Below are 16,091 nucleotides of genomic sequence, written 5' to 3'. Positions count from 1 at the left end.
CCTGCCGCGGTTTTCCCCCACCACGGCCACGGGAGCGCAGATCGATCCACCTCTCCCTTCCCTACCGAAAAGGATGAATCATGCTGTCGATTAAAGGTGCTGCTGGAAAAGATTTGTGTGATCCCAGTTTAAAGCCGACCCGCCGCGACGTTTTACGCGTCGGCGGTTCAGGGATGTTGGGACTGTCGCTCGGATCGATGCTCAACCTGCAGGCCCAGGCGTCGGAATCGCCCGTTGGCGGCGGACCGGGTTGGGGAAAGGCCAAGTCGATTATTCTGGTCTATCTGCAAGGTGGCCCCAGCCATATCGATCTGTGGGATCCCAAGGAGCATGTCCCCGACAACGTAAAAAGCGTGTTTAACCCGATCAGCACGAAGATTCCCGGGATTCAATTCACCGAGAATCTGCCCGGACTGGCCCAGCTGAACGATCGCTTTACGATGATCCGTTCGATGAGCTACACGCCTAACGGATTGTTCAACCATACCGCGGCGATCTATCAAATGATGACCGGCTATACGACCGACAAGGTCAGCCCGTCAGGCCAGTTGGAGCCGCCCAGCCCCAAGGATTTTCCCAACTTTGGATCCAACCTGATCCGTCTGCGTCCTGTCGATGAACCGATGCTGCCGTTTGTGATGCTGCCTCGCCCGCTGCAAGAATCGAACGTCGTCGGGAAAGGGGGCTCAGCCGGTTTTCTGGGGAAAGCCTACGACCCTTACACGCTGTATCCATCGGGGGATGACATGGATATGGAAAAGATGAGCCGTATTAAGATCGACGACCTAATGCTGCGACCGGAGGTCTTCAGCGTTCGCTTGCAACGCCGGGCACGGTTACGCGACCTGATCAACAAGCAGATGCCGACGATCAATAAAGCGGTCGAATCTTACGAATTGGACGAATATTACGATCGTGCACTCTCGTTGATCGTTTCGGGACGGGCTCGCGAGGCGTTCGATATCGCTTCCGAACCGGTGGCGTTGCGCGAACGCTACGGTCAGAACACCTTCGGACAAAGCTGTCTGTTGGCTCGTCGCTTGGTCGAAGCGGGAACACGCGTGGTCGAAGTCGTTTGGCCGAAGGTTGCCAACAGCGACAACCATTCGTGGGATCAGCACTCCGGGCTCTCCAAACGGATGAAAGACCAGTCGGCACCGATGTTCGACGCCGGTTTCTCGACGTTGATCGCCGATCTGGACGATCGCGGAATGCTGGATGAAACGCTGGTCGTGGGAGTCGGCGAATTCGGCCGCAGCCCGCAGCGAGGGGTAAGCACCAGCGGCAATAACAACAGCGCCGACGGTCGCGATCACTGGCCTTATTGTTACACCTGCGTCGTCGCCGGTGCGGGCACGCGCCGTGGCTATGTGCATGGTAAAAGCGACAAAACCGCGTCGGCACCGCTGGAAGATCCCGTCCATCCGGGCGAATTGTTGGCCAGTATTTATCACAGTTTCGGCATCCATCCCGAGACGATGGTCTACAACCATCTGAATCAGCCGCGGGAACTGGTCAAAGCTCAAGCCGTCACGAAGCTATTTGCGTAGCATTCCCCAATGCCGATGCCGATGCCGATCGTGGTGGGGCGGCAGCTCCGCCCGCGGCATCCCGCATCCGAATGTGACGCCGAACCGGCATCCTTTCAAAATGAGACGCGTTCTATATTCGAGTTAGGACGCGGGCGGAGCGGCGTCTCCACTTCCATCCCCCTCTTTATCCGACCAGACCGCCAGTTCATTGCCGCTGGGTTCGGTGAAATGAAAACGTCGGCCCCCGGGAAAGCTGAAAATCGGCTTGACCACGACCCCTCCGGCTTGCGCCACCTTGGCGAGCGTCTGCTCCAGCGAATCGCTATATAAGACGATCAATGCGGAACCGTTGGCCGTGTCCGCCGCTAAATCGGCTTGGTAGAATCCCCCATCGAGACCTTGGTCGGAGAAGGCGACATATTCGGAGCCGTAATCGACAAACGTCCAACCGAACGCCGCGCTAAAGAAAGCCTTGGTCGAAGGCAGGTCGCGGGCGGGGAATTCAACGTAGTTGATCGCTTCGTGTCGGTTCATTGTGGCCTCGGCTGAGTGCGATGGAATTCGGTATCGATCGGATTCTAACCTCTCCCGCAGCTTCGCAAATCAGCAGCCCGGGCGAACCGAGGCCCAATTGCGGCGGAGGCGACGAAGGATGTCGCCTGAACCGCTGTTAATCCACGAAAAAACGGGCTGTCAGAAGACAGCCCGTTAATATGGATTGGATCGCGGAACTGAAAAGCATAAGCTTTCAAAACGCGAATGGTGCCGATGAAGGCACACCCAGTTGAACTAGTTGCAGCAAACTGGAGCTGGTTCGCAGCATACGGGCTTGCAGCATTTCTTTGCAGCGATCTTAGCACGGATGCGAGCGAACAGACCTGGCTTCTTGCAAGGATCGCAGCAAGGAGCTGGTTCGCAGCATACTGGTTCTGGGCAGCATACTGGAGCTGGTTCGCAGCAAACAGGTGCTGGTGGTGGGCAGCAAACAGGAGCTGGTTCGCAGCATACGGGTTCTGGGCAGCAAACCGGTGCTGGTTCGCAGCAGCTCTTCTTCTTGAAGCAACCGAAAAGGCCAGCTTCAGCCGAAGGAGCGGTGATCGACATCAAAGTAGCGACTACACAGACAGCAAGAATTGAACGCATCGTAAGGTCTCCAAGGAGTGTTCTAAAGGAAGGTGGGTTCACGGAGAGTTTACTGCTTGAATATGCAAGGTCAACTGGGTGGCATGCGTAGTTTTAGATAAATATGAACTTTAGGGAGGTTCTGCGGAAATAATTGGTTCCAAATGTAGGCCGATTTTACCGCTTACGGTACTACCGATACGAACCATTCTGGCGAACCGGTCGGGTGGGACGTCAATTGATCGCGGTTGACCCAAATTCTCCAAGCCCGTAACTTTAGAACATGTCGACATTTACGGTCCGAATCGCCGCCGCAGGTCAGTGACCTGGGCGGTTCGCCGCTGGCGAGATGGCTGGATTGATCTGCAGGGGCACCGGTTCCGCAGGTTTTACCACGATGGATCGTGGCGTTTTGTCGCATGCGCAGCATTCAAACAACAATGAATAGGTTGTCTTCGAATCCTTGCGGAATGCAGGTACCGCGATTCCCCGCGATTGTGTTGTCTATTAAGGGTAGCGCAAGGAATCGCCTGCAACGGGCAGCCGGGAACCGGCCACCCCAGGGATGATCGATACGACTGGATTAGGAATACGATGGCTATATTGGAACGCATCTGGGAATTGCTCGGCCTGGTCTTCGGCGGCTTATTGGGCTTCGTCGAGCGAGGTGCGACCGCGGTTTTTGGGTCGCAGAACGCCCGACAGATCAAAAAGTTTTCGGCGCGGGTCGAGCAGATCAATGCGCTTGAACCAAAATATCAAGCCATGGGAGACGACGAGCTCCGCGAGCAAACCCAATTGTTCCGCAATCGGTTGCGCGAGGGCGAAACGCTCGACGACATCTTAGAAGAGGCGTTTGCGGTCTGTCGCGAAGCCGGCCGGCGTTGGCTGAACATGCGTCATTATGATGTCCAGATGATCGGCGGTATGGTGTTGCATTCGGGCGCGATCGCCGAAATGGTCACCGGTGAAGGAAAGACGTTGGTCGCCACCCTCCCTTGCTACCTCAACGCGTTGGAAGGCAAGGGCGTCCATGTGATCACGGTCAACGATTACTTGGCCCGCCGCGATATGGAATGGATGGCTCCGTTGTACATGGGGATGGGGCTGACCATCGGTACGATCCAAAGTGGGATGAGCACCAGTGCGCGACAAGCCGCCTACGCGTGCGACATCACTTACGGAACCAATAACGAATTTGGATTCGATTACCTTCGCGACAACATGCGTCCCGCCGCTCGCGGCGACGATCGGTTCCCGAAAGAGATGCAGCAGAGCCAAGGGCCGCTGAACTATGCGATCATCGACGAAGTCGACAATATCTTGATCGACGAAGCGCGGACGCCGTTGATCATCTCGGGACCGGCACACACCGATCCTCAGAAATACGCCGAAGCGAATCGAATCGCCAAGCAATTGCAGAAAGAACTGCACTTCAAGGTCAACGAGAAAGATCACTCCGTCACGCTCAGCGACGAAGGCGTCCGCGAAGCCGAAAAATTGGCGGGCGTAGAAAGCTTCTACACCGCTGGCAACATGGAATGGCCGCACTTGATCGACAACTCGCTCAAGGCGCTGCATCTATATAAACGCGACGTCAACTATGTTGTCAAAGACGGCCAGATCGTGATCGTCGATGAATTCACCGGGCGTCTGATGGAAGGTCGCCAGTGGTCCGACGGATTGCATCAATCGGTCGAAGCCAAAGAAGGGGTGCGGATCAAAGAAGAAACGCAGACGATGGCGACGATCACGCTGCAAAACTTCTTCAAACTGTACAACAAGCTCTCGGGCATGACCGGTACGGCGATGACCGAGGCCAACGAGTTCTGGAAGATCTACCAATTGGATGTGGTCGAGATCCCGACCAACCGCGTTCTCAAACGGATCGAAAACCCGGACGTGATCTACATGTCCGAGCGAGAGAAATACGAAGCGGTGGCGTTGGAAATCGAACGGGCTGCAAAGTGGGACATCTTGGAAATGAAAGATGGCTCCGAAATCTGGGGTGTGATCCAGTCCGAAGAGGACGCCGAAGTTACGATCATTGCCAAGGGCGAAAAGAACAAAGAAAAGGTTCCGCGCAGCAAAATCGCCTCGATCGAGCGCTCCGGCCGTCCTGTTTTGGTCGGTACCGTGTCGATCGAAAAGAGTGAACGGTTGGGGCATCTGTTAGAGAAACGGGGCATCAAGCACGAAGTCCTTAACGCCAAACAGCACAAGCGCGAAGCCGAAATCGTTGCTCAGGCGGGCCGGCTCGGAGCGGTTACGATCGCGACCAACATGGCCGGTCGCGGTACCGACATCATCTTGGGTGGTAATCCTGAAACGATGGCCTGGGCACAACTGCAAGACAAATATCCGACACGTTTGGAGGTTCCCAAGGACGAATGGGATACGTTGGTTCGCGAGATCCAAGAACGTGAAAAGATGAAGGAAGCCGCCGAAGAAGTTCGAACCCGCGGCGGTTTGATGGTGATTGGTACCGAACGCCACGAATCGCGACGGATCGATCTCCAGTTGCGCGGACGTTGCGGTCGCCAAGGCGATTTTGGTTCCAGTCGGTTCTTCTTGTCCCTTGAAGACGACCTGATGCGGATTTTCGCCGGCGATTGGGTCAAGAGCGTGATGGTCAAATTGGGCATGACCGAAGGGGAAGCGATCGAAAGCGCGATGGTATCGCGGCGGATTGCATCGGCACAAAAGAAGGTCGAAGAACGCAACTTTGAAATCCGCAAAAGCTTGCTCGAATACGACGAAGTCATGGACGAACAACGGAAGCGTGTTTACACCTACCGCCAACAAATCCTCGACGGCGTCAGCTGCAGCGAATTGATCCTTTCACAGATCCAGGGACAGGTCGATCACTACATCGATATCCTAGCCTCGGAGCACTACGGCGCTGAATCCTTTGCGGCCTGGAGCGGTAGCCAATTGGGATGCCAGTTGGAACCCAAAGACTTCCGCAACATGGACTACCAGGCGGCCGAACAGTATGCGAAAGACCAAGCGGAACGGGCGGCCGAAGCGATGGTCCTCGAAGCGGTCGAAGAGAACTTGCCCTACGAAGAGGACTCGGCCGATTGGAATTGGAATGCGTTGGTCAATTGGTGCAACACCAAATACGGAACCAACTACCGCGACAAAGATTTGAAGCAATTGGAACGTCACAAGCTCGAAGAAGAGTTGACGATGGCTGCTGGCAAATCGATCTCGCGTGTCGACCTGACGCCCGGTGAAATGTTCTTGGCTGCCGACTTTGGCCTGCAAACCATTGCGAATTGGGTTCGCGATAAGTTTGGGATCGAAGTTACCGTCGATGAAATGCGCGACTTGGAAACCAAAGAGATCAAAGCTTTGCTGGTCGATCGTGCCAAACAGGCTTACACCGTCAAAGAGGCCGAGTACCCGATTTTAACGGGATTGTCACGGTTCTGCGAAGTCTCCGGTGGTCAATCTCGGATCGATCGCGAAGGGCTCGCCCTGTGGGCGCAAGATCGTTTTGGCGTCGATGTGTCCGTTGAAGATTTGCGCGGCCTGCAACGCGATGAACTGAAGCAATTGCTAGTCGATTACAGCAGCCGATCGACCAACGTCGCAGGGGACATGCACCTCAAAGCGCGGAAACGCGTCGACGATTTGTTTGCCGGAGCCGACGAGGGAACTACGGCGACCATCGCCGCGGGCAACGACGGTTCGTTGGAAGCATTGACCCAATGGATGCACGAGGAATTGCGTGTTCACGTTCCCAAGGATGAGATCGCACGGATGGATCGCAGCACGATGTTGCGAACCGTCGAAGGTGCGGTCGATGAACGCTTTCATCCGGAAATGCGTCGCATGGAACGCCAGGTGCTGTTGAACATCGTCGACACCGCGTGGAAAGATCACCTGCTCGCGATGGACCATTTGCGCAGTAGCGTTTCCTTGAAGAGCTATGCTCAATTGGATCCCAAAGTCGAATACAAACGCGAAGGCATGCGTTTGTTTGAAACCATGTGGACCTCGATTGGCGAACGCACGACCGATCTGATCTTCCGAATGGAAAGCTTGAACGAAGAATTTGTTCGTAGCACGTTTGTGGCCACGCACGAGCGCCACGACGACACGCCTAGCGGGCTGATCGGAGACGGAGACGATGCCAGCGCCGCGAATCGTGCCGCGAGTGCCAGCCAAGAGGGAGAGGTGAAGATCGAACCGGTCCGCAATCGCGGCGAAAAGATTCGCCCGAACGATAAGTGCCCCTGTGGCAGTGGGAAGAAGTTCAAAGCGTGTTGCAAACGGCACGACTCCATCGCCTAAACGGGGCCAGCCGATCGCCATGCAATGCGAGCAATCGAGTTCCGAACTCCGTGACTCGCATTTGCCTTGTGTGAAAATCAGCAGTACCTCACATGGCTATTGCGTCGCCCGCGCGGTTCATGGTTGAATCGTAAGGCCATCGGGAAATCATGGATGTGTTTCCGGCCGGTGCGTGTGGCGGAATATGGCAAGGATGCTGAGATGACCTATCTGTTGAACATTGTGTATCTGTTGGTGGCGATCGTCGTCTCGCCGATACTCGTTTGGCGGTCGGTCCAGACGGGGAAATACCGCAGCGGATGGTCTGCGAAATTGTTTGGCAACGTTCCCAGTCGCGACGGCGACGCGCCCTGTGCTTGGTTGCACGCGGTCAGTGTGGGGGAAGTCAACCTGTTGACGAATGTCGTCAAACGCTTGGCGCAAGCGCGCCCCGACATGCAGATCGTGATCAGCACAACGACCGCGACCGGCATGCAATTGGCCCGTTCACGGTTCCCAGACCACTGCGTTTTCTATTGCCCGTTGGATTTCAGCTGGGCCGTTCGCCGCGCGTTTCGCCGCATTCGACCCAATGTCCTGGTGCTCAGTGAATTGGAGCTTTGGCCAAACCTGATCTGTATTGCGCGGCAGAAGCAATCCGAAGTGGTTGTCCTCAACGCACGGCTCAGCGAACGCAGTTTCCGCGGTTATCGCCGCGTCGCGTCGTTGCTGCGACCAACGTTTCGACGGCTCTCGCTGGTCCTGGCTCAAGACGAAACCTATGCCCGCCGGTTCTTGCAACTTGGCGTCGACCACAGTCGCATCCGTGTTACCGGGTCGATTAAATTCGATGGCGCGCGCACCGATCGCCACGCCCCCGATGTGATCGCGTTGCGGAAACTATCGGCCGCCAGCAAAGACCAGATTGTATGGATTGCCGGCAGCACGCAATCGCCTGAAGAGCGGATTGCGCTTGACGTCTATCGACGTCTCTCCTCGCGGTTCCCTCAATTGCGATTGGTTCTGGTACCGCGGCACCCCGAGCGTTTTCATGCCGTTGCCGATCAAGTGGTTGGGGCGGGAATGAAGCTGCGTCGCCGTAGCGAATTACAAACACCTGCCGAATCGTGGCCTAGCGACACCGTGCTATTGGTCGACACGATCGGTGAACTGGGGTGTTGGTGGGGGCTTGCCGACATCGCCTTTGTCGGTGGCAGCATGGGGTCGCGTGGTGGGCAGAACATGCTCGAACCGGCGGGCTTCGGCGCTGCGGTTTCGTTTGGCCCCAACACAAAAAACTTTCGCGATATCGTCGCCCAATTGCTGGCGGCCGATGCGGCGACCGTCGTAAACGATAAGGCTGCGATGGAACAGTTTGTCAGCAATTGCATCGAGAACCCGGTCGCGCGCCGCCAACAGGGCCAGCGTGCCCAAGTTCTCGTCGTTGGGGGCCAGGGAGCAATCGACCGCACGATCTCCGTCATCGAACAAATGTTGCCACCGGTGCAAAGCATCCCCGCCCGGCATGCAGCGTAGCAGGCTGCTGAACAAAGGGCCGCGCAGCACACCACGAACATCCGTCGCAAGACGCGCTCGGACACGGGGGCATCGTGGATCGCGGCCCGGTTGTTATTAAGACGTTGCCGAGTCGTGGATCCGTCGCAACTAGGCGGCTTCGCTAGGGGCGGCCGCTTCGTGTTGACCGACCCAACGTCCCAGCATGCCCTGGTAAAGCCCGGTCCCCAGCAACGCCCCCACGATCGGCGAGACAATATAGACGGTCAGAAATCCAGTCCCCTGAGCTCCTGGGATCGCAATCGAACCCCAGCCGGCAAAATAAGCGAACAGCCTCGGGCCGAAGTCGCGTGCCGGATTAAAGCAGGCCTGCGTCAGCGGAGCGATCACGCAGATCAACGCCGCGACGGTGAGGCCGATGAAGACGGGAGCGAAGGCACCAGGGCCCTGTTGATTTTTTGAATCGGTGACCGCCATCACGACCAACGCGAGGATCGCGGTTCCGATCACTTCGATCAGGCACGCGAGCGGTTCGGTGACCAATTTGTTGTGGTCGGCGTGAACGGCTGCGTCGTAGCTGTCGGGGCTGCCCGCCATGCCTCCCGGATTCGGGAAGTATTCACCATAACACATCGCCGTCAATTCGCTTCCTGCCCCGCCACGGACGATTCCCTTTTGCGCTTCCTTCGCCGCCAGATAGGGTTCGAACAGCGTGAACAACACGGCCGCCGCCAGAATCGCGCCTAACATTTGAGACAGCACGTACCCGGGGACCCGCGACCACGGAAACAAGCCCCAAGTCGCCAGGCCCAGCGTGATGGCGGGATTGATATGGGCGCCGCTGATCGAACCAACCACGTAGATCGCCAACATGATCGAAACACCCCAGACGATCCCGACTTGCCACAAGCCCTGCAGGTCACCGGTTAGTACCGCCACGTGGACTGCACCGCATCCAAAAAACACTAACAGAAACGTGCCTAACGTCTCGGCAATACAACAAGCAGGCAGCGGGCGATTGGACATCTGCAGGAGGTCTCACGGTGTGAACGGTGCATCAGCGATTCAGCTCACCCTGTCATCGACAGGGGCCGCTAGTTTCGCACGAACCAATCGGGAAAGCAACGCAGCGATCTGCAATCGGTGGAACGCTCACCATCCGCTCGTCAAGCCGTTGCGGGGGCATCGATTTTAGAAGGTCTCACGCCATGCCCGCACGATTCGATGGATGAGTGGTTGGGGGGAAGCCGTCACTTTCGCACGGACCTGGGTTCCTGCAAGCGCCGTCGTTGTGTTGGGCAGTTTGCAAACGACCCGAAACTTTTCGACTTCGCCCGTTGCCAGCGCATCGCCTCCGCGGCGAATTTCCGAAATCGCATCCACTCGGGTCACGACAACGCCAACACCATTCTGATCGAATCGAACCCGCACCCGGCTGCCCGGTTCGATCGCTGACCGGGCATCGGCGTCCAGTTCCAAAACAACCTCTCGCCGAAGCGGGTCGCCGATCCGGCACAGCTTGGTACCTTCGGTCAGATGTTGACCGGTTAACTCGTCCAACGAAATCCTTGCCGCCCGGTCGGGGTCGATCATCGGAAGCACCACACCCGCGGCGGTACTTTGAATCGCCAGTTGCTGGACCTGGCGATCGAGATACGCAACGCGTTGTTGCAGGCTCTCTGCAGTCGCTTGCTGGCTGTCCCATTGTTCCATCAGGTCAGGATTCGAAAGCGCGCGGCGGCGCAGCGATACCACCCGCAGACGGGCCTCCGCGTTTTGAGAGACCAGTTCCATTTGTTCCTTTCGCAAGGAGGGACTCTCCAGCTGGATGATCGTTTGCCCGGCCTCCACCGGTTGTCCAAATTCGACTTGCACGCGATCGACCCGCCCTTCGCTGCGAACGTACAGCGTGGTTGCGTCGGAATAATCCACGATCCCAGTCGCTGATAATCGCCGTGGCAACGGGACGAAAAGGATCGCGAGCAATCCGGCTGCGAAAGCTGTTACCAAAATTGCACGTCGCATTCGATGGACTCCCTTCCAAGCGTCGTCTCCACTCGCTAAACCGATCCCCTTTCGAAACATCGGCATCACCGCCGCTGCGATCAAACCGCATGCGGCCAAATACCCAAACGGCAACAACCGTGCCGTGTCGGCCACGGCGATCACCCAATAAGCGATTGCCACCACGGCCATCCACCGCCACGCGGTCGATGCGGCATGGAACAAGACAAGCCAGCGTGCGCCGCGAGGTCGCCGTGGTGAAGCGTTGCGAAAGGCATCGCCACCCAACGGCGCAAGGACCACCGATCGCCACGCCACCGCCGCTTGGCTGCGAAGGTTGGGGACATTGACCAAATCGCTGAGGACATAATAGCCGTCGAACCGCATCAACGGATTCATATTAAAGACCAGCGTACTGACGCCGCATACAAACATTAAATTCATGCACGTGAAATAGACCGGCCCGACCCGCGCGAACCACCAGATCAAAGTCGCCACGGCGGCAAGGATCGCTTCGACATAAACGCCGGCCAGCATTACCGCGGCGCGTTGCCAGCGGCTGGGCAGCGACCACGTATCGGTCACGTCGCAATACATGCATGGCGTTCCGCACAACAACAGCACGCCGATCTCGGGACACCGAGCCCCAAACCGACGGCAGACGATTCCGTGGGCCAATTCGTGAAGCACTTTGGTCGCCAGAATCGTCACCGCCAACGATAGCCAGTTCTGAGGACCGAAGAACGTATGGAACGATGGCAACGCCTGCACGAATTGGCGGCTGTGGGTTAGCACCATCGCCATCGCCAACGCCATGATCACGCCCCAAAACAGGACAGCGCGAATGCCGAACAACCATCGCGTGCGTGGGACCAACCAACCAAGCAAGCCCTCGGGGTCGACGCCGGGCAGACGGATATAGAACGGATTAAAGCGGCTTTCAGAATGGCCACGCCGCGATGGCCGAACACCTTGCAGCAACTGCTGCTCAGCCGCTTCGGCGATCAATCCCGGATCGGCGTCCTCGATTTGCTGCAGTTGCTGATAATCGGTCTCCGACAATCGCACGACCTGACGCGCCAACGGATCTCGAATCAACCAATACCGACGCCCCTGATGATACGTGGCCGTCGCATGAAGATCCGATCGCATCCGAACTCGCGGCGCATCGCCGGTCGTGCTCCGGTCCGATCGCGAATCGGCGGGGCGCTGCGGCGCATCGGCAACATCGATCGGAGGGGTCAATTCTCGCGGTCCTTCCGTTCGGGATGGACCTGCATCGCAACTTCCATCCCAGGAACCAACACCCAGGCATTCCCCGACCGCTTGTTTTCAATCGTCGCGTGCAGTCGGTAACGTTGACCGGTCAAGATCTGCGGATCGACCGAATCGATCACGCCACGCAATTGATGCCTCTGGTCGCCGTTTTGCCAAACGACACTGACCTGCAAGCCGGCCGCCTGCTGAGGCGGCAACTGCTGGACCGACAAGAACGCGTCGATCCGCAATTGATCCATTCGCGCCACGGTCGCTATCGTCTCCCCCTCTTTGATCCATTCCCCTGCACGACGGTCCAGTGAAAGGATCACCCCTGCGATTGGTGACGCGATCTTCAATCGATTCAATTGATCGTCGATCGCGGTCAGTTCCGCAGAACGCAGTTCATATTGGATCTGGGCCAACCGTAACGCTTTCTCCGCCCGCGCGATTTCTAAACGAGCACGCTCCACACCTAATTCGCTCTGTCGGAGTGTGCGCAACGAACCGCCACCTTTTTGATAAATGGAGGAGTCGGCGTCGCGCTGTGCAACCGCTTCGGCATACAACGCTTTGGCATAATCCAAATCGACTTCATCGCTGGTTGCTTCGCGAGCGGCCGTCTGTTGCCAAACCGCGGCCCGACGTCGCAGCAGTGCCGCCGAATCATCTTGGCGCGCGAGCATCTGTGTCGCCGTTACGATGTCGTTCACCTGTACCCTGACTTCGACAACCCGTCCCGCTTCGACGGCGGGTATGCGAATTTCTTCGGCAAATCGAACCGCGCAGTCTTCGACGTCGATCGCCGCCGCCGACGACTGCGCGAAACCGTGCGACGCAATCGTCGTCGCGACGACCACGATCAGCAGCCTCGCGCGCATCGCCGCAATCGCGACGCGTCGGCTCCAACATCGTGTCGACAGTGACATCGGATGGGAACTCGGATGCGGAGTTGGCGGGCGACGGTCGTTTAGGATTTTATAATTCATTGCGGTACGCGGGTACGTTGTTGGGACAACCTACAGATAAACACCAATCGCTTCGGACACGGTCCGGATCAAATCTTGAAAGGCGACATAAACCAAGGGCTTGCGGCCACAGGGAATCGCCACGGTCGCGGTGGCTCCCGGTTCGCGAATCGGGAGCGCCGCAGTTTCCACCCGGATCTCCGCCATTCCCACCGCGGCTTCCGATTCCGACGTCACCGCGGCCAGGCCCACGTTGCGCAAAGCGCCCGCAATCGGTTGGTTGGGGAACGACCGAAAAATCAATTGGACATCGACATCCGCCTCGCTCGCATCGATCGCACCCAGCACATGATCGATCCGTTGCTGAGGGACGCCCGCATGGACAACCCACCGTCCATCGGGATCGACAACTTGCAACAGTTTCTGGCTGCGGTGGACCGGGCGATCGGTCAATTCCTGCTGGATTTGCCAGCCGATGATTTGGCCCGCTTGATCGGCTCGGAGGGTCAATTCCGCCCGCTGATCCTGCAATAACTGCAACTGCCTCGCGATGCCATCACGTTTCTGTTGGACGATTCGAAATTCGCCTTCGATCCTTTCGCGTTCTTCGCTCGATTTCCGCGCCATGGAAATCATCATGGCTTTCAGTTCGCGATCGCGTTCTTCCAAGACGTTCTGCTGCCCAAGGCAGTCGTCGATTTGTTGATCTAATTGGGGGTCAATCATTTCGGCCAACAGGTCGCCTGGGCGAACCATGTCGCCGTGTTCGACATGCACTTTGGTGACCACGGCATTCCGTGGCGCGTAAACGATTTGTTTGTCCACCGGCTCCAACTTGCCATCGGCGGAAACGACCATCGGGACTGGCAGCATGGCGATGAAGGCCAACAGCACCGCGATTGCGCTGGCAAGGAGAAGCTTCCGACGCGAGCCCTCGACACGTCCCCCGGCGGTGAACAGCTGCGATTGCAGCGAGGCGCAAGGAATCGATTCGAAGCGATCGGTGTTGGCCCATGCCGATGCGGCATGATCGGCAAAGGCGAGCCAACGTTGCTGTTGGGCCACAGTCAACGGATCTCCCGTTCGTTGCAACAACAACATTGCCGACGGGCCCAGCGGTAAACGTCCGACCACCGGGATGATGTCCCCGGCCGTATCGATCGAATCGGTTTCCCACGATGCGCTCTGGTTGGACGTTTGATGCACAGCGACATATCCGGCCAGGGCTTTCACGGTCGGCGCGTGGCTGTCGAAGTCCGGGACGCCGCTGATCGCGACCACTCGCCAATGGCTGCCGTCGCGCCGCAGTAAACTGACGCGGTCGATCTCAAAGGTCGCTGCCGCGATATCGACGATCCCCGCGGCGGTCTGATCGAAGGATAGCGAACGATGCAAGTTGGCGACGTTGCGCCCCAATCGAACCCATGCTTGTTCGTCCAACCGAGATTGTCGCAGCGTTTCCGCCCTCAAGAACTCTCCCGCCAAATCGCCCATCTGAGCCGCGAAGCGTAAGTACCCGCGTTGCGTTGCCAGTCCGCCGCCGGTTGGCATCAAGACCTCGAGAACCGCTTCACTGCGGCCATCGACCAAGATCGGTACCAACACGGCCAACGAATCGGTCGTGTTGCTGGCCTGCGTGTGATCGGAGCTTTCTGCCGTCGGTGGAACCAACACCGGTTCGCCTCTCGCCGCAACTTCTGCGACCAATTGAGCGTGACAGCGGACCGATTCGGCATCGCCATCGGGATGCGAGGGTTGCCCCACGCGATTCCCCTGGACGGCAAGCTCTTCGTGCATGCTCCAGAGACTGACTTCGTTTGCGGCCGTGGCCCGATGAACGCGGTCCAAAAATGCAGGCCAAAAGGTCTTTGCGTCGCGGCTGCTGTGAACCAAATCGGAGGCTTCGCGAACCAAGCGTTGGATTTCGCGGCGTGTCTGGAGCACCAAGTCCTCGTTCGACGCGTTGCCGCTACCGGTCGCAGTCGGAGACTGGGCCGAGAAGCGAAACGGTTCGTTCGGACAAAGTGTTTCCATGCGTCTGCCTGTGCCAGCTTGTTGGTTTGGAGAAGGCTTCGATGGGGGCGGAGAAATCCACGCGAAATCGACCAATAACCCCTATCGGCCAAACAGGGGCACGCTAGCAAACCCGAAACATTTCCGCCGCTACAAACTCACGCGGAAGACGAGATTGCAGGATCTTCTGGTTCTTTGGGGGGCGACCGCGATGGCGACGGACAAATTGCATGCAACCAGAAGAGAGACGGCGGTGTTATCACAAAGCCAGCGAGGGCTTCGGACGAATGGGGGCAACACGCTCGAGAGCTTTTTGACTACACTACCTTTAACTCCAGGACGCATCGGAGGCGGGGCTTGATGGCCCCCTTAGCTATCCATAAGCGGACCGATCATTCCCACAATCCTTCAAGGAACAACTTCCATGGTTCAAGCTACCAGTCGTCGCGGATTCCTCCGCACCGGTATCGCCGCCAGCGCCGCGGCATTTTCGCTCAGCAGCCTTGGCTCGTCGGCGTTTGCACAAGCTGCAACGAAACCAAAGTTCAAGATCTCGCTGGCCGAATGGTCGCTGCATCGCACGATTCGCGGCGGCAAATTGGACAACTTGCAATTCGCAGAGACGGCCAAAAATGAATTTGGCATCGAGGGGATCGAATATGTGAACCAGTTCTTTAAGGACAAAGCGAAAGACGCGGCGTATCTTGCCGAATTGAATAAGCGAGCCGAGGACAATGGCGTCAAGCAGCTGTTGATCATGATCGATGGCGAAGGTCGCTTGGGCGATCCCGACGACAAGAAGCGAACGCAAGCTGTCGAGAACCATTACAAGTGGGTCGAAGCGGCCAAGGAACTCGGCTGCCACAGCGTTCGCGTCAACGCCGGCAGTTCGGGCGAATACGAAGAACAACAGAAACTGGCTTCCGATGGCCTTCGCCGTTTGAGCGAATTTGCCAAGCCGCACGGTTTGAATGTGATCGTGGAAAACCATGGTGGCCTGTCGTCCAACGGCAAATGGCTTGCGGGCACGATCGAGATGGTCGGACTGGACAACTGCGGAACGCTCCCCGACTTCGGCAACTTCTACATCAATCGTGGAACCGGCGAAAAATACGACAATTACCTTGGGACCAAGGAATTGATGCCGTACGCGAAGGCGGTTAGCGCCAAGGCACACAAGTTCGACGACCAGGGGAACGAAGCCAATCTGGACTACGCTCGCTTGATGGAGATCGTCCTGGCTACCGGCTACGACGGCTGGGTCGGAATCGAATGGGAAGGCGGAACGCCGGACGAATACGAAGGTATTCGATTGACCAAGAAGCTGCTGGAACGCTTCCAATAAGATAGTCGGTCGGCCCGCCGTATTAGGTGGCCGCAGACACGCCATCATCGACTC

At 57.6% G+C, this 16,091-nt stretch carries 9 protein-coding genes and 2 pseudogenes; 6 read left to right on the top strand and 5 right to left on the bottom strand.

Annotated elements, in window-relative coordinates; translation table 11 throughout:
* Positions 1–80: 80 nt before the first annotated feature.
* On the top strand, positions 81–1,550 hold the full coding sequence (locus Poly24_RS19210) for a DUF1501 domain-containing protein (RefSeq protein WP_145099247.1): 1,470 nt from the start codon (positions 81–83) through the stop codon (positions 1,548–1,550).
* Between the two features lie 123 nt (positions 1,551–1,673).
* Here Poly24_RS19210 and Poly24_RS19205 read toward each other — a convergent pair whose 3' ends face one another.
* Complete coding sequence (locus Poly24_RS19205) at positions 1,674–2,066, bottom strand: VOC family protein (protein ID WP_145099244.1); 393 nt, start codon at positions 2,064–2,066, stop codon at positions 1,674–1,676.
* A gap of 1,182 nt (positions 2,067–3,248) precedes the next feature.
* Between Poly24_RS19205 and Poly24_RS27945 the strand changes: the two are divergent.
* The 4 genes and pseudogenes from Poly24_RS27945 to Poly24_RS19195 all read left to right on the top strand — a co-directional run.
* Positions 3,249–4,475 (top strand): annotated as a pseudogene (locus Poly24_RS27945) (preprotein translocase subunit SecA); the annotation flags it as partial.
* Positions 4,449–5,297, top strand: a pseudogene (locus Poly24_RS27940) (preprotein translocase subunit SecA); the annotation flags it as partial. The pseudogenes Poly24_RS27945 and Poly24_RS27940, both read left to right, overlap by 27 nt.
* Positions 5,283–6,956 carry an SEC-C metal-binding domain-containing protein gene (locus Poly24_RS27935; RefSeq protein WP_449314251.1) on the top strand — a complete coding sequence of 558 codons (1,674 nt, stop codon included), beginning with the start codon at positions 5,283–5,285 and terminating at the stop codon, positions 6,954–6,956. The pseudogene Poly24_RS27940 and the gene Poly24_RS27935, both read left to right, overlap by 15 nt.
* A gap of 153 nt (positions 6,957–7,109) precedes the next feature.
* On the top strand, positions 7,110–8,471 hold the full coding sequence (locus Poly24_RS19195; RefSeq protein WP_231753230.1) for a 3-deoxy-D-manno-octulosonic acid transferase: 1,362 nt from the start codon (positions 7,110–7,112) through the stop codon (positions 8,469–8,471).
* A 129-nt stretch (positions 8,472–8,600) separates the two neighbouring features.
* Here the strand turns inward: Poly24_RS19195 and Poly24_RS19190 are convergent, their stop codons facing one another.
* The 4 genes from Poly24_RS19190 to Poly24_RS19175 all read right to left on the bottom strand — a co-directional run bounded on the left by Poly24_RS19190 (position 8,601) and on the right by Poly24_RS19175 (position 14,713).
* Positions 8,601–9,476 carry an MIP/aquaporin family protein gene (locus Poly24_RS19190; RefSeq protein WP_145099238.1) on the bottom strand — a complete coding sequence of 292 codons (876 nt, stop codon included), beginning with the start codon at positions 9,474–9,476 and terminating at the stop codon, positions 8,601–8,603.
* A gap of 165 nt (positions 9,477–9,641) precedes the next feature.
* Positions 9,642–11,699 carry an efflux RND transporter periplasmic adaptor subunit gene (locus Poly24_RS19185; RefSeq protein WP_145099235.1) on the bottom strand — a complete coding sequence of 686 codons (2,058 nt, stop codon included), beginning with the start codon at positions 11,697–11,699 and terminating at the stop codon, positions 9,642–9,644.
* Positions 11,696–12,640 (bottom strand): HlyD family secretion protein, encoded by a 945-nt coding sequence (locus Poly24_RS19180; RefSeq protein WP_197452022.1) that lies wholly within the window; start codon positions 12,638–12,640, stop codon positions 11,696–11,698. The genes Poly24_RS19185 and Poly24_RS19180 overlap by 4 nt, the downstream gene beginning before the upstream one ends.
* Before the next feature lie 90 nt (positions 12,641–12,730).
* Positions 12,731–14,713 (bottom strand): HlyD family efflux transporter periplasmic adaptor subunit, encoded by a 1,983-nt coding sequence (locus tag Poly24_RS19175; protein WP_145099229.1) that lies wholly within the window; start codon positions 14,711–14,713, stop codon positions 12,731–12,733.
* Positions 14,714–15,116: 403 nt separating this feature from the next.
* Here Poly24_RS19175 and Poly24_RS19170 point away from each other — a divergent pair, with 403 nt between their 5' ends.
* Positions 15,117–16,037 (top strand): sugar phosphate isomerase/epimerase family protein, encoded by a 921-nt coding sequence (locus Poly24_RS19170; protein WP_145099226.1) that lies wholly within the window; start codon positions 15,117–15,119, stop codon positions 16,035–16,037.
* Positions 16,038–16,091 lie beyond the last annotated feature (54 nt).

It is taken from the genome of Rosistilla carotiformis (assembly GCF_007753095.1).
GTDB classification, from domain to species: Bacteria; Planctomycetota; Planctomycetia; order Pirellulales; family Pirellulaceae; genus Rosistilla; species Rosistilla carotiformis.
Note: the sequence above shows the minus strand (reverse complement) of the source record. Positions and strands in the feature narration are given on the sequence as shown.

Excerpts from the sequence above, each read along its gene's own strand:
- Poly24_RS19210 (WP_145099247.1), top strand. The coding sequence starts at position 81 with ATGCTGTCGATTAAAGGTGCTGCTGGAAAAGATTTGTGTGATCCCAGT.
- Poly24_RS19205 (WP_145099244.1), bottom strand. The coding sequence starts at position 2,066 with ATGAACCGACACGAAGCGATCAACTACGTTGAATTCCCCGCCCGCGAC.
- Poly24_RS27935 (WP_449314251.1), top strand. The coding sequence starts at position 5,283 with ATGGTCAAATTGGGCATGACCGAAGGGGAAGCGATCGAAAGCGCGATG.
- Poly24_RS19195 (WP_231753230.1), top strand. The coding sequence starts at position 7,110 with ATGTGTTTCCGGCCGGTGCGTGTGGCGGAATATGGCAAGGATGCTGAG.
- Poly24_RS19190 (WP_145099238.1), bottom strand. The coding sequence starts at position 9,476 with ATGTCCAATCGCCCGCTGCCTGCTTGTTGTATTGCCGAGACGTTAGGC.
- Poly24_RS19180 (WP_197452022.1), bottom strand. The coding sequence starts at position 12,640 with ATGTCACTGTCGACACGATGTTGGAGCCGACGCGTCGCGATTGCGGCG.
- Poly24_RS19175 (WP_145099229.1), bottom strand. The coding sequence starts at position 14,713 with ATGGAAACACTTTGTCCGAACGAACCGTTTCGCTTCTCGGCCCAGTCT.
- Poly24_RS19170 (WP_145099226.1), top strand. The coding sequence starts at position 15,117 with ATGGTTCAAGCTACCAGTCGTCGCGGATTCCTCCGCACCGGTATCGCC.